Source organism: Streptomyces sp. AM 2-1-1, assembly GCF_029167645.1.
In the GTDB taxonomy this organism is placed as follows: domain Bacteria; phylum Actinomycetota; class Actinomycetes; order Streptomycetales; family Streptomycetaceae; genus Streptomyces.
In genome coordinates this window covers 568,377-582,695 of sequence record NZ_CP119147.1, presented here as the reverse complement: position 1 = coordinate 582,695, position 14,319 = coordinate 568,377, and the positions used below count along the sequence as shown (strand labels likewise).

Annotated in this window: 12 protein-coding genes; 9 read left to right on the top strand and 3 right to left on the bottom strand. The window is 72.4% G+C overall.

The window, feature by feature from the left end; genetic code table 11:
- Positions 1–450 precede the first annotated feature (450 nt).
- Entirely contained in the window at positions 451–648 is a 198-nt protein-coding gene (locus tag PZB77_RS02430; RefSeq protein WP_275490845.1) for a DUF4236 domain-containing protein, read from the bottom strand.
- Positions 649–776: 128 nt separating this feature from the next.
- Positions 777–1,475: a DUF2470 domain-containing protein gene (locus PZB77_RS02425; RefSeq protein ID WP_275490844.1), complete on the bottom strand. Its 699-nt coding sequence runs from the start codon at positions 1,473–1,475 to the stop codon at positions 777–779.
- Positions 1,476–2,048: 573 nt separating this feature from the next.
- On the opposite strand from PZB77_RS02425, the gene PZB77_RS02420 reads away from it, so the two are divergent.
- The 8 genes from PZB77_RS02420 (at position 2,049) to PZB77_RS02385 (ending at position 10,082) form a co-directional block, all read left to right on the top strand.
- Positions 2,049–2,894, top strand: a complete 846-nt coding sequence (locus PZB77_RS02420; protein WP_275495889.1) for an STAS domain-containing protein — start codon at positions 2,049–2,051, stop codon at positions 2,892–2,894.
- Positions 2,891–3,268, top strand: a complete 378-nt coding sequence (locus PZB77_RS02415) for an STAS domain-containing protein (protein ID WP_275490843.1) — start codon at positions 2,891–2,893, stop codon at positions 3,266–3,268. The genes PZB77_RS02420 and PZB77_RS02415 overlap by 4 nt, the downstream gene beginning before the upstream one ends.
- Positions 3,265–3,690: an anti-sigma regulatory factor gene (locus PZB77_RS02410; RefSeq protein WP_275490842.1), complete on the top strand. Its 426-nt coding sequence runs from the start codon at positions 3,265–3,267 to the stop codon at positions 3,688–3,690. Before PZB77_RS02415 ends, PZB77_RS02410 begins: the two co-directional genes overlap by 4 nt.
- Positions 3,678–4,883, top strand: a complete 1,206-nt coding sequence (locus tag PZB77_RS02405) for an ATP-binding protein (protein WP_275490841.1) — start codon at positions 3,678–3,680, stop codon at positions 4,881–4,883. Before PZB77_RS02410 ends, PZB77_RS02405 begins: the two co-directional genes overlap by 13 nt.
- Positions 4,877–6,694: an ATP-binding protein gene (locus PZB77_RS02400; protein ID WP_275490840.1), complete on the top strand. Its 1,818-nt coding sequence runs from the start codon at positions 4,877–4,879 to the stop codon at positions 6,692–6,694. Before PZB77_RS02405 ends, PZB77_RS02400 begins: the two co-directional genes overlap by 7 nt.
- Complete coding sequence (locus PZB77_RS02395; RefSeq protein ID WP_275490839.1) at positions 6,691–8,358, top strand: fused response regulator/phosphatase; 1,668 nt, start codon at positions 6,691–6,693, stop codon at positions 8,356–8,358. Before PZB77_RS02400 ends, PZB77_RS02395 begins: the two co-directional genes overlap by 4 nt.
- A 229-nt stretch (positions 8,359–8,587) precedes the next feature.
- Positions 8,588–9,067, top strand: a complete 480-nt coding sequence (locus PZB77_RS02390; RefSeq protein ID WP_275495888.1) for a hypothetical protein — start codon at positions 8,588–8,590, stop codon at positions 9,065–9,067.
- Positions 9,068–9,350: 283 nt separating this feature from the next.
- The gene (locus PZB77_RS02385; RefSeq protein WP_275490838.1) at positions 9,351–10,082 is read left to right on the top strand and encodes a response regulator transcription factor; all 732 of its coding nucleotides are present in this window, start codon (positions 9,351–9,353) and stop codon (positions 10,080–10,082) included.
- A gap of 77 nt (positions 10,083–10,159) precedes the next feature.
- Here PZB77_RS02385 and PZB77_RS02380 read toward each other — a convergent pair whose 3' ends face one another.
- Positions 10,160–11,821 (bottom strand): GAF domain-containing protein, encoded by a 1,662-nt coding sequence (locus tag PZB77_RS02380; protein ID WP_275495887.1) that lies wholly within the window; start codon positions 11,819–11,821, stop codon positions 10,160–10,162.
- A 522-nt stretch (positions 11,822–12,343) separates the two neighbouring features.
- On the opposite strand from PZB77_RS02380, the gene ctaD reads away from it, so the two are divergent.
- Positions 12,344–14,140 (top strand): cytochrome c oxidase subunit I, encoded by a 1,797-nt coding sequence (gene ctaD, locus PZB77_RS02375; RefSeq protein ID WP_275490837.1) that lies wholly within the window; start codon positions 12,344–12,346, stop codon positions 14,138–14,140.
- Positions 14,141–14,319: the final 179 nt, after the last annotated feature.

Below are 14,319 nucleotides of genomic sequence, written 5' to 3'. Positions count from 1 at the left end.
GGATCCGCGCCGTCTGACGCGTGGTCAGCCCGTGTCGGCCACGCCGGAGGTACGGGAGGCGGCGTGCCGGTGCGGAGGGCTGCCGCCCGGCGCCGGTCGAGCGGTGGATGCGCCGCCGGGGTTGCTGCCGCGAAGAGCGAGGTGTTCCGGGACGGGTGGTCGCGCACGCGCGAGCGGGAGGGCGTGGCCGCACCTCTCACTCCCTCGCAACAGCATCACGGCCCGTGCGGCGCGAGCGTGCCGAGGGAAGTCGGCGCGTGTGAGGACCTGGACGGCCGTTCCCTTCCGGCGACGTACGGTCGGATTCGTCCGTGCGGGCGCGAAGAAGGGGATCCGGCAATGCCGGATCCCCTTCTTCGCGCCCGCACAGGTCTGCTGGTCGTCGCCCTCTCCCGGCTGCCGCGACGTCGGGGCGGGCGAGGCCCCCGTGCCGTTCGGTCCCCGTGGCGGTCAGCCCCGGCGGGTCTGCCGGGTCTTGCGCCAGCCGAAGGGGCCGGGCAGGTTCATGGAGGTGGTGCGGCGTCCGGTGCTGCTCCTGGTGCGCTTCGGGCCGTTCTTGGCGCCAGTGGTGACGGACCAGGAGTGACGGTTGATGTTGAGACGCACGCCGGGCAGGATCTGAAAGCTCTTCCGAAAAGTGAGCGGCATCGGTGCCTCCTTCTGTCAGGAGTCCGGATGACCCGATCGGCCGCATGTATGCCTGCTATTTACCTGACGTGCCGTCAGTCGCAGCGGCTGCGACGAGGATTGGCGTGTGCCTTCAGGATCCGGCCAGGTCAGGTGAGCAGCGGGCCGAGGTGGGGCGCGCGCCGGGCCGCGGAGAGCAGCGCGTGGATCTGGGGGCCGGCACCTTCGAGGTCGGTGACCGGGGTGGCGAAAGGAAGCCGCTCGTCCTGGTGGGTTCCCGGGTACTCCAGTCGCAGCGTCACGCCGTACCGGTCCATCGCCAGCGGGACGGCGCGGAGCAGGCCGCGTACCGGCCGGGGGCGCACCAGCCGTACCAGGAGGGGGAGTAGCTCCTGATGGCTGTCGACGAGGTGCATCAGCATGGCCGCCTCGCTGGTGGCGATCGGGTCCGGGGATGCCTCGTCGAGTTCCTCGAGCGTCACGAAACGGCGCTCTCCGCCGCTCTCCAGAACGGCCTGCCCGAACTCCATGCAGGTGGACCCGGGGACGTCGTGGTAGGGGGCCGCCATGAGGCCGGTGAGCGTGACCCGGGCCCGCAGCCGGTCGCGTACGGGGGTGGGGGCGATGTCCGTCAGTTCCAGACGTACGGGGACGCGGGGGTGCGTGGCGGAGGATGTGCCGTCATGGGGCGCGTGCAGGTGGACCGCGCCCATGGCGCCGCCGTCGAGCCGGTGGACCTCGTGGTGCCTGCCGTCGCTCACCACGGTCATCGACTGGGCCGCTCGCAGGATGGAGCGCACGCGCTCGGCGGGCGTCGGCCGGGTGGGGTGGCTGCTGGGGGTGCGCATCCGGTGCTCCAGAGCGGTGTCGGTTCGGGCGGGCGTGAAGGACGGGCGTGAAGGAGGGCGTGAAGGAGGGCGTGGATCCGCGCGGGGGCGGGGCGACGAGCGGGATGCGGAGAGTGAGAGGGGAAACTCATTGGTTAGGCATGCCTAACCTAACCTGTCGTCGTTCGAAGGGAAACCCGGGGCGGGTCGTGCGCGTGTCCTACCGTCGGCGCCACCGTTGCCCGGCTCGTGTCGGGGGCGCCGACCCACCCGTTCCGGATTCGGGGATTAGAGGTGCACGGCCTGGGCAGACGGGTCATGCGCGAGGACGAACAGTCCGCGCCGCACGCTCCGTAAGGCCGGAGTGGGTAAGGAAGAGCGCGGTCCCGGTGGTCCGGGGGCGTGCTCCTCGCACGTTCTCCCGCCCTGCCACGGCTCGGCGGGGGAGGTTCCGCCCTGCACCGATCACGTCGGGGAGGGTGCGAACCCTGTGGCGATCGTCGCAAGCCGGGTGACGCCGGAACAGGCGAAACGATGGCTTACGCTGCGAAGACCGCCCCGTACCGACGGGGCGCAACCGGAGGGATCGCCGTGGTGGCGGAACAAGACATATCGGCGAGAGTCGTGGCGCTGCTCACCGAGCAGCGCGACACGCTGGAGGCCGCCTGGGTGGAGTCGGTCTCGCGCACGCTGCGCGGGCGCGTCTCCCTGGCGGAACTCGACCGTGAGCTCCGCGAGCTCTACTCGGCACTGGTCGAAGGGCTGCGCAAGGGCGGCCTGGACGCGAACGCCGAGGAGTACGCCGAGGTGCGCGCGCTCCTGGGCGAGCTGTCGCGCAACCGCGCCCGCCAGGGCTTCACCCCCACGGAGACGGCGACCAGCGTCTTCGCCTGCAAGGAACTCCTCGCCCCGACCGCGGACACGTCGGCCGCCGACATCCACGCGTACCTCGGATTCAGCAAGCTCCTCGACGCCCTCGGCCTGTACACGATCGAGGTCTTCGCCAAGGCACGTGAGGAGATCATCAGCGCCCAGTCCGAGCAGCTGATGGAGCTCTCCACCCCGGTCGTGAAGCTGTGGGACGGCGTGGTCGCCGTACCCCTGGTGGGCACGCTCGACTCGGCCCGCACCCAGGTCGTCATGGAGAAGCTGCTGCAGACCCTCGTCGACACAGGCTCCGACCAGGCCATCATCGACATCACCGGCGTGCCGGCGGTGGACACCGAGGTGGCCCAGCACCTGCTCAAGACCGTGGTGGCGGCCCGGCTGATGGGCGCCGAGTGCACCATCTCCGGCATCCGTCCGCAGATCGCCCAGACCATCGTGGCGCTCGGCATCCAGTTCGGTGACATCGTCACGAAGGCGACCCTCGCGGACGCCCTCAAGCACGCGCTGCGCCGCGTCGACTCCGGCCTGGCAGCGACGGGCGGCCGGGCGTGAGCGAGCGCGTACCGGTCCTGAAGATCGGCGACGTCCTTCTGGTCTCCATCCAGGTGGACCTGGAAGACCAGACCGTCCTCGACCTGCAGGACGACCTGGCCGCCCGGATCGTCGCCACGGGCGCGCGCGGAGTCGTCATCGACATCACCGCGGTCGAGATCGTCGACTCCTTCGTGGGCCGGATGCTGGCCACCACGGCGGCCATCTCCCGGATGCTCGACGCCGAGACGGTCGTGGTGGGCATGCGGCCCGCCGTCGCCATCACGCTGGTCGAGCTGGGCCTGTCGCTCGGTGGCGTACGCACCGCCCTCTCCCTGGAGAAGGGGCTGGACATCCTGGCCCGGCCGGACGACCACCGTCCGGCACGGCCGTGAGCGGGCTGCCGCCCGTCCCCGAAGGCGATCACGAGACGGTCGACATCGCGTCCAACGACGACGTGGTCCGCGCCCGGCAGCTGGTCCGCACCCTCGCGCAGCGGTGCAAGCTCTCCCTGGTCGACCAGACGAAGCTGGTCACCGCGGCGAGCGAGCTCGCCCGCAACACCCTGGTCTACGGCGGCGGCGGTGTCATGCGCACCGGGCTGGTCCGCCGGGACGGCCGCCTCGGCGTCACCGCCGTCTTCGAGGACACCGGGCCGGGCATCCCCGACCTGGACCTGGCGCTGACCGACGGATGGACCTCCGGAGGCGGGCTCGGGCTCGGCCTCAGCGGAGCGCGCCGCCTGGTGGACGACTTCACGCTGGACACCGAAGTCGGCCGCGGCACCCAGATCGCGGTGACCAAATGGGCCCGCTGACCCCGTACGTGCTGGACGCGCAGGACGTCGCCTGGTTCCGCGACACCGAGTCCCTCCCCGCCGCCGCGCGGGGAGCCGCGTCCGCACTGGCGCGGCGCCTCGGCTTCGACGAACAGCGCTGCGCCGAAGTCGCGCTGGCGGTGAGCGAGGCCGGGACCAACCTGGCCCGGCACGCCGTCGACGGCACCCTGCTGCTGCGGGCGGTACGCACCCAGACCGACGCGGGCGTCGAATGCGTCACCATCGACGCGGGCCCGGGCATGGCCGACGTGAGCCACTCGCTCACGGACGGCGTGTCCTCGGCCGGCACCCTCGGCATCGGACTGGGCGCGATCACCCGGCTCGCCGACGCCGTCGACATCCATTCCGTGGAGGGACGGGGGACCGTACTCGCCGCCCGCTTCTGGACCAAGGAGGCGGCCGGACGCGCCGCCACCGCCGGCGAACCGCTGGTGGCGGGGCTCACCCGGCCGATCACCGGCGAAGAGATGTGCGGTGACGTCTGGGCCGCCCGGCCCGTGGTTCCCCGCACCCCGGAGCCGCACACCGCTCGCCGGTCCGCCGGACGGGCCGAGCCCGACCCCCTGGGCTGGTCAGCGCTGACCGGCTTCGGCAGGCAGCGCGCCGACCTTCCGGCTCCGCGCACGCCGGAACGCCCTCAGGAGACGGAGAGTGACGCGGACGCGTCCGCGCTGCTGGTCATGTTCTGCGACGGTCTCGGCCACGGACCGCTGGCCGGCCGGGCGGCCGATGCCGCCGTCACGGCGTTCCGGGACGGCAGGGCCCAGACCCCCGAAGGAGTGATGGCGGAGATCCACTCGGCGCTGCGCGGCGGACGGGGCGGCGCCGTGGCCGTCGTACGCATCGAACCCGGCGCGCGCACCGTGACCTTCTGCGGGGTGGGGAACGTCAGCACCTTCGTCGTCGATCCCGCCACCAACAGCCGCCGTTCCCTGCCGTCCGCCCCCGGCATCGTCGGCCACCAGCTGCCCACCCTGCGGACGGTCCGGCAGGAACTCCCTCGGGGCAGCGCCGTGGTCATGCACTCCGACGGGCTCACCGAGCGCTGGCAACCCGCAGCCCTGCCCGGACTGCTGGCGCACTCCCCCCTCGTCGCCGCCGCACAGCTGCTGCGCGAGGCAGGCGTGCGCCGCGACGACGCCGGGGTCGTGGTGGCGAAGGGAGCATGGTGACGCTCCCCACGGCCGAGGGGACCGTGCTCCTGGCGACCGTCGCCCTCGCCACCGAGCAGGACATCTTCATGCTCAGGCGCAGCGGGAAGGCGGCCGCCGAGGCCCTCGGGGTCGAACGGCAGGACCAGATCCGCCTGGCCACCGCCCTCAGCGAACTGGGGCGGGACGTCCTCGGCTCCTCAGGCCTCCGGGTCACCTTCGGCACGGTGCCCGGAGCATCACCGGTCCTGCGCGTCGTCGTGCTCTGGCGCGACGGACCCGGACCCGGACGCGAGGCCGTCGAGGCGGCCTCCCGGCTCGTACCGACCCGGCACGACCCGGCCGGCCGGGCCGTGACGATCGAGCAGCAGCTCTCGGTGGGCGCCGCCACCACGGAGAGCCTCCGGCGGGCCCAGGACCTCCTCGCCGCGCACCGGGGATCGACCGAACTGGACGACGCCCGCGCGCAGACCAGCGACCTGATCGCCGCGCTGGAAGAGTCCCGCGCCCAGCGTGAGGAGCTGCGCCGCCTCAACGACGAACTGGAGGAGACCAACCGGGGAGTGGTGGCGCTCTACTCCGAACTGTCCGCGGAGCTGGAGGAGACCAACCGCGGAGTGGTCGCCCTCTACGCCGAACTGGAGGAGAAGTCGAGCCAGCTGCGCGAGGCGAGCGAGGCGAAGACCCGGTTCTGGGCGAACGTCAGCCACGAACTGCGCACCCCGGTGAACTCCGTGGTGGGCCTGGCACGCCTCCTCCTGGACATCGACGGAGAGCGCCTCGACGAGGAGCAGCGCCGTAGGGTCTCGATGATCTCCGCGTCCGGGGCCACTCTGCTCGCCCTCGTCGACGAACTGCTCGACGTCGCCAAGGCCGAGTCCGGACGCCTGGAGCCGCACTGGGACGCCGTCGATCTGCGGGCGACCCTCGGCCAGCTGCGCGGCACCCTGCGGGGGTACGAGACACGGAGCGGAGTCACGCTCACGGTGGCCGAACCCGACCCGGCCACCACCCTCGTCAGCGACGAGGTGATGGTCACCCGCATCCTGCGCAACCTGCTCTCCAACGCCCTGAAGTTCACCGAGGAGGGGACCGTCCGGCTCGACGTGGCGGCCGGGCAGGGCGACGGCGGCACGGAGGTGGTCTTCACGGTGTCGGACACCGGCATCGGCATCCCGGCGGAGGAGCAGCACCAGATCTTCGAGGAGTTCTACCAGGTACGCGGCGCGCACCAGCGCGGGCGTTCCGGGACCGGCCTCGGCCTCCCCTACGCGCGGCGTCTCACCGAACTGCTCGGCGGCACCCTCGTCCTGACCAGCACCCCGGGCCGGGGCACCGAGGTCGTCGTCCGCCTGCCCGCCACCCACCCGGGGGAGGGCCCCCCCGACACCGACGGACAGCACCCGCCGGCGCAACTCTCGCTCCTCGTCTCCATCGACGACGACGAGGTGTTCCGCTCCACCATCAGGCCCCTCGTCGCCCAGCTGGCCGAGCGCGTCGTCGAGGTGGGCGAGGGCGGCCGCGCGGTCGACGCGATCCGCCGGAACCGCCCCGACGCGGTCCTGCTCGATCTGCACATGCCCGACATGGACGGCTACGATGTGCTGACGGAACTCGCCGGGGACCCCTCGCTCGCGGGGATCCCGGTGGTCGTCATCACCTCGGCGGCCGACGCCACCCTCGACCACCAGCGGTTGAGTCACGCGCGAGCGGTGCTCGACAAGTCCTCACTCACCCTCCCCCGGCTGGCAGCAGCCTTCAGGGACGTCCCCGAACAGGCTCCCGCCCCGGAGGAATCCCTCCGTACGGCGGGAGAAGGCGGCACGAGATGAGTCCCCAGTCCCATGCCGACAGCGCCGTGGCCACGGTCATGGTCCTCGACGACAACGACACCAACCGCTACATCGTGGGCAGCTGGCTGCGCCGTGCCGGACACACGGTCGTCGAGGCCGCCGACGGCACCGAAGGGCTCGCGCTGCTCGCGAAATCCCCCGACGCACTGCTCCCGGAACTCGCCATCGTCGACGTGAAGCTGCCCGACATGAGTGGCTTCGAGGTCTGCGAGCAGATCAAGGCGGACCCGCGCACCGCTCATCTGCCCGTCATCCACGTCTCCGCCACCGCGATCGAGGTGAGCGACCGCACCCAGGGACTCCACCGGGGCGCCGACGCGTACCTCACCGAGCCGATCGCCCCCGACGAACTCCTCGCGACGGTCACCGCCGCACTCCGGTACGCCCGCGCGCGCCGCCGGGCCGAGCGGCTCGCGACCCGCGTCGCCGCGCTGAACAGCAGCACCCTCGCCGTCTACGCGGCCCGCGACGGAGAGGCGTTCACCGACGCGGCGGCGGTCGGCGCCGCGACGCTGATGTACTCGCCCACCGTGGCCGTCGCCCTCAGCCCCGACGGCCGGACCGTCTACCTCGCGACCGCCCGGGCGCGGGAGCAGGAGCGGGCCGCCGGCGCCCGCCGTGCCGAGGAAGCGCCGGTCACCCTCGCCCACGGTGACCCCCGGCTCCTGGACCACCTGTCCGACAACGCGCTCGGCGACGGCACCGGGACGGAGATCACCGTCCTCGACGGCGCCGACTGGAAGGCCCTGACCTGCCGGGACGGGGACAGCCGCGCCGACGTCTTCCCCGACCGGGTCGCGCTGGTCCTCGCCCGCACCAAGCGGGGTCGCCCACCGGTCGCGCTCGCGGTCGACGCCGCCACACTCGTCGGCGCGGACGACCGTGAACTACTCTCCCAGCTGGCCCAGGCCTGTGCGCTGGCCCTGGAGGCGCTGCGCAGCCACAGCGAGGAGCACGCGCTCGTGCTGGCCCTGCAGCGCACGTTCCTGCCGGACCGGCTGCCCGCCGTTCCCGGCGTCGACATGGCCGTACGCTACGAACCCGCCGCCGACCACGCGGAGATCGGCGGCGACTTCTACGAGGCCATCGAGACCCCGGCCGGGCTTCTCCTGGCCATCGGCGACGTCGCGGGGCACTCCCTGAAGGCCGCCATGATCATGGGAGAGGTACGCCACGCCCTGCGCGCGTACGCCATCGAGGGGCACGACCCGCAGACCCTGCTCACCCGGCTGGACGCCCTGCTGGTCCGGCTGCGGCCCTCCATCACCGTGACCGTCTGCCTGGTGCTGGTGGAACCGGGCGGAAGACGGATGCACGTGGCCAACGCCGGCCACATCCCGCCCCTGTTGAGAAACCCCGACGGCTCCACCCGCTACCTCACGGAGCACGGCCCGCTGCTGGGACTCAGCCTCCCGCACGCGCCCGCCGTACCGCACGCGGTCGAGCCCGGCTCCACGCTCCTGCTGCTCACCGACGGTCTGATCGAGGTCCCGGGCGAGGACCTGGACGAGAGCATGGCCGCCCTGGACCGGACCCTCGCCACTGCCTCGCCGGAGCTGGAAGAGCTCTGCGACACCCTGCTGGAGACCTTCGGCAAGGGGAAGACCGACGACATCGCGCTTCTGGCGGCCCGGATCCGCTGAACGGCCCGCCCGCTGCCGAGGCCGCCTCGGACTTGCGCGGAACGGCACCCCGATTCCCGGCGGAGCCCCGGAGCGAAGGGCCGAACGGCCCTGTTCCCCGGGCCCCCGGGCGTATTCACTGCGAGACGTCGCATGCCGCGGACCGGCCCCGCGGCACCGGGGTACGGTCCGCGGCATGCGACGCGTCCGCCGGACCGGGCGGGGCGACGACACGGGGGAGAGGCACGCGGTGATAGCGGTCGTAGGGCACAAGGACCTCAGCGGCAGCACCCTCCACCTGGTGGAGAGCGAACTGAGGGCGCGGCTGGAACGACTCACGGAGAGCACGACGGCCTGCGTACGCGCCGGAGCGGGACTGCCGCTGGCGTTCGGCCGGGCCGCCCGGGACACCGGGCGCAAGCTGACCGTACTGCTGCCGGCGCAGGGCTCGGTACCGGCCGTGCTCCCCGAGCCGGACCGCCGGGCAGCGGCCGAACTGCTGGCCCTCGCCGCCCAGGTGCGGCTGCTGGCCTTCGACCCCGGAAACCGGGACGCCTGTGTCGGGGCCGACGAGAACCTCGTCAGCGAGAGCCGTACCGTCCTCGCGGTCTGGGACGGTTCCCTCTCCAACGGCAGCGACGCCACCGCGCACCTGGTCGCCTTCGCGCGTACCCGGGGCATTCCCGTGGAAGTCGTCTGGCCGGACGGCGCGTCACGGGGGAACGCCTGACCGGGGCCCACCGCGACGACCGCACCCCCCGCCTCACACCGGCGACCGGGCCCCGCCCGAACCGTCCGGGAGGCCCGGACCGTCCGACCCGCCGGAGACTCCGGCGGGGCCACTGTGGCCCCGGGCCCCGAGAGCCGAACGGCCCAGGCCACAGGGCCTTTCGGCCCCTCCCGCACAGCGCCGTGAGATGCCCGCGCACCCCCTCGCCAGACCGTTTCGGGGCGGGCACATACTGGTTCGCGTCCACCCGGACACCACCCGCCCCCGACCGATCGAGCATGGTGTGAACGACGATCCCGAGCAGTCCCGCCCGAGCGGCTCCGTGCCGGAGCCCACCCGACCGGTGCGCGTGTTCATCCTCGACGACCACGAGGTGGTGCGGCGCGGCGTACGGGACCTGCTGGAGGCCGACGGCGGGATCGAGGTCGTCGGCGAGGCCAGTGACGCCAGGGAGGCGCTGGCCCGGGTGCCCGCCACCAGGCCGCAGGTCGCGGTGTTGGACGTACGCCTCGGCGACGACCGCGGCGGGGACCACGCAGGCATCGAGGTCTGCCGCGAACTGCGGGCCCGGATGCCGGAGCTCGCCTGTCTGATGCTCACCTCGTTCGACGACGACGAGGCGCTGTTCGACGCCATCATGGCGGGCGCGGCCGGCTACGTACTGAAGCAGATCAACGGGGCCGGTCTGGTCTCGGCGGTCCACACCGTCGCGTCCGGCACCTCCATGCTCGACCCCCGGACGACTGCCCGGGTGATGGCGCGGTTGCGGGGAAGCTCGCAGCCGCCCGCCGTGGAGACCGCACCGTCCGAACTCGACAGGCTCACCCCGAGGGAGCGGCAGATCCTCGATCTCATCGGTGAAGGACTCACCAACCGGGAGATAGCCGAAGAGCTCTTCCTCGCCGAGAAGACCGTGAAGAACCGCATCTCCGCGATCCTCGCGAAACTCGGTGTCGGCCGCCGCATCCAGGCCGCCATGCTCGCCGGCCGCATCAGGGAACGCGGCGGGCGGTAGGCGAATCGCCGCCACGGCGTCCCGCGATGCTCGCCGGACCCCGTGCGCCCGGGTTCCCGGCCGGTAGCCGTCCGGCCTCAGTCGAGCGGGGCGCTCCAGGTGATCCGGGTCCCGCCGCCGGCCGGGCGCCCGACCGTCAGCGTGCCTCCGCACAGCTCCGCCCGAGTCCGCATGTTGGCCAGCCCAGCGCCCCCCGGTCTCCCGGCGGCGGCGCGGTCGTCCAGCCCGGTGCCGTCGTCGGTGACGGTCAGCGTCACCGCCTCGTCCGCGGTCAGCACGATGTCGATGCGGCTCGCCCGGGCGTGCCGGGACGCGTTGGACACGGCCTCGGCGGCGACCGCCGCCACGTGTTCCGCCACGTCGTCCGGGACCACGGTGTCCACCGGTCCGTCGATGCGGACCGAGGGCCGGAAGCCGAGCGCGCGGGCCGCCGTGAGAGCCGTCTCCGAGACGCGGTGCCGCAGTCCGTTACGGCCCGAGCCGTCCGCCGTCCGCAGATCGAAGATGGTGGACCGGACGATCCGGATCGTGGTGTCGAGATCGTCCACCGCACGCCGCACCCGCTCGGCCGCTTCCGGGCGGTCGGCGATGGCCCGGGTGGTGCTCTGCAGGGTCATCCCCGTCGCGAACAGGCGCTGGATCGCCAGATCATGCAGATCACGGGCGATGCGGTCCCGGTCGTGCATGACCGCGAGCTCCTCGGACTCCGCGCGCCCTCGCGCCAGCTCCAGCGCGATCGCCGCCTGATCGGCGAAGCCGGACACCAGTTCCACCTCGGAGTCGTCGAACGGCGGCCGGCCCGCGGGACGCCCCAGCCGCAGCGCGCCCATGGTCCCGTCGTCCACCCGCAGCGGGACCGCCACCACCGGTCCCAGCCCGTCGTCGGCGCCGTCACCGAACGGATGGGCCCGGGGATCCGTACGTACGTCCGTGCAGTGAACTGGTGTTCCCGTACGCGCGGCGAGCCCGGTCAGCGAGCCGAAGGCCGGGACGGAGAGCCCTCGCGCCCGGTCGGCGTCCCGCCCGTGCGCGACGGCCACCGACAGGCGTCCTCCGTCCACCGGCGCAGCCGGCTGCCCGGGCCGCGCGGGTATGCCCGACAGCGGGGCCGGCAGCAGGATCGCCGCCCGGTCCGCGCCCGCCACCTCCATCGCCCGCTCCGCGACCAGATGCAGCACCTCGTCGGCGTCGGTGCCCGAGAGCAGGGCGCGGGTGATCTCACCCAGGGCCTCCAGGCGCCGTTCGCGCCGGCGGCTCTCCTCGTACAGCCGGGCGTTGTCGATGGCGACCCCGGCGGCGATGGAGAGGGTGGTCAGCACCGCCTCGTCGTCGGCGTCGAAGTTTCTCCCGTGCCGTTTCTCGGTGAGGTAGAGGTTGCCGAACACCTCGTCACGCACGCGCACGGGGACGCCGAGGAAGCTGTGCATCGGCGGGTGGTGCGGAGGGAACCCGAAGCTGTTGGGGTGGCTGCCGAGGTCGTCGAGGCGGAGCGGCCGCGGGTGCTGGATGAGTTCGCCGAGCAGACCGCGCCCGCACGGCGTCCGACCGATCCGGTCGGTGAGCTCCGGCTCCATGCCGACGGTCAGGAACTCCTGCAGCGTGTCACCGTCCCCGACGATACCGAGAGCTCCGTACGCGGCGTCCGTCAGCGACACCGCCGCCTCCACGATGCCGCGCAGCACCTCGGGGAGTTCGAGGCCCCGGCCGAGGCCCATCACCGCATCGAGCAGCCCGCGCATCCGGTCCGGACGGCTGGGCTGCGGCCACCTTCCCGCGAGACCCCCGGCGGCGCCGGGGGCGGGCGAGGCGGGAACGGGGGAGGAGGAACCCGGAGGGTGCGGCACCGGGCACACGGGATCGGTCATCGGGTGCTGCTCTCCTCCTCGGGTACCGCCGGCCGGCGGTACGCCGCGCCACCGCCACGACAGGTCCACAGCCCGCCAGTCTACGTGGGGCCCGTGCGGACCTTCGGGGCAGAGCGGCGACAGCGGGCAGGGCTCGTGACCCGGCCCCTTACGGGCCGAGGATTCGCGACGGCCAGGGCCGACCGGCCCCCACCGGGGGACGTCCGGCCCGCTGGAGCGTGCCCCGTCGGCCCCGGCCCGGGGACCCCATCGGCCCCTGGGGGCCGACGCCGATCACCGGGAGCATGGTCCTGGCCGGAAAGGCCTGCCCGTCCCCCGCGTGCTCGCGGACCTTTCCGGCCCGGCCCCGGGGCGGGCGGGCTGCACGGAGAACCACGAGTAGGAGGACACGGTCCGGTGGACGCAAGGGAATCGCAGGGTGGCATGACCGCACCCGCACGGAGTGGTCGCCCGCCCGCCGGACCGGGGCCGCTCCCCGGCGCGAGTGGTGTGCCCGATCCGCACCGGCCTGACACCCCGTGCGGTCCGCGCTCCGGGCCCGGAGCCCCGCCGCCGACGCGCCCGGCCGGGAACCGCTCCTCCCGCGGACGGCTCGTCGTGTCCTGGCTGACCACGACCGATCACAAGCGGATCGGCACCCTCTACCTCGTCACCGCGTTCGCCTTCTTCCTGGTCGGCGGCGCGATGGCACTGCTGATGCGCGCCGAACTGGCCCGTCCCGGTACGCAGATCATGTCGAACGAGCAGTTCAACCAGGCGTTCACCATGCACGGCTCGATCATGCTGCTGCTCTTCGCCATGCCGTTGTTCACCGGGTTCGCCAACTGGCTGATGCCGTTGCAGATCGGCGCGCCGGACGTGGCCTTTCCCCGCCTGAACATGCTCGCCTACTGGCTCTTCCTCTTCGGCTCGCTCATCGCCGCCGGCGGCTTCCTCACTCCGCAGGGAGCCGCGGACTTCGGTTGGTTCGCCTACGCCCCGCTCTCCGACGCCGTGCACTCGCCGGGCATCGGAGCCGACATGTGGATCATGGGGGTGGCGCTGTCCGGCTTCGGGTCCATCCTCGGCGCGGTCAACTTCATCACCACCATCATCTGCATGCGGGCACCCGGGCTGACGATGTTCCGCATGTCGATCTTCACCTGGAACGTGCTGCTGACCGCGCTCCTCATCCTCCTGGTCTTCCCGGTGCTCGCCGCCGCCCTGCTCGCGCTCGAAATGGACCGGAAGTTCGGCTCCCACGTCTTCGACGCCGCCAACGGCGGCGCCCTGCTGTGGCAACACCTCTTCTGGTTCTTCGGCCATCCGGAGGTCTACGTCCTCGCGCTGCCGTTCTTCGGCATCATCTCGGAGGTCGTGCCGGTCTTCTCCCGCAAGCCTCTCTTCGGATACGTCGGCCTGATCGCCGCCACGGTGGCCATCGCCGGGCTGTCCGTCACCGTCTGGGCCCACCACATGTACGTCACCGGCGGAGTGCTGCTGCCGTTCTTCGCCTTCATGACGTTCCTGATCGCGGTGCCGACCGGGGTCAAGTTCTTCAACTGGATCGGCACGATGTGGAAGGGGTCCCTGTCGTTCGAGACACCGATGCTCTGGGCGACGGGCTTCCTGGTCACCTTTCTCTTCGGCGGCCTGACCGGCGTCATCCTGGCGTCACCGCCGCTCGACTTCCACGTCTCCGACTCCTATTTCGTGGTCGCGCACTTCCACTACACGCTCTTCGGAACCGTGGTGTACGCGATGTTCGCCGGATTCCACTTCTGGTGGCCCAAGTTCACCGGCAGAATGCTCGACGAACGCCTCGGAAAGATCACTTTCTGGGTGCTGACGGTCGGCTTCCACCTCACGTTCCTCGTACAGCACTGGCTGGGTGCCCAGGGAATGCCCCGCCGTTACGCGGACTATCTGAGCGCCGACGGATTCACCGCGCTCAACACCGTCTCCACGATCGGGTCATTCCTGCTCGGGCTCTCCTTCCTCCCGTTCCTCTTCAACGTCTGGAAGACCTCCCAGTACGGCGAGCGGGTGACCGTCGACGACCCCTGGGGGTTCGGCCGTTCGCTGGAGTGGGCCACCTCCTGCCCGCCTCCCCGGCACAACTTCGTCTCGCTGCCCCGCATCCGCAGCGAGAGCCCGGCGTTCGACCTGCACCATCCGGAGATCGCCGCGCTCGACCACCCGGGAGCGCGCTGATCCGGGCGCCACCCCCCTGCGCTTCCGGGCCGGAGCGCCTACTGGACGGGCCACGCACCCTCGTCGACGCCACGACCGGGGTGACGCTGGAGGCACAGCACCCCGACGGTCCCACGGCCTGGACCGCCGCGCTCCGCGCCGGGCCCGCCTGCCTCAACGACCCGAAGGATCTGCCCCTC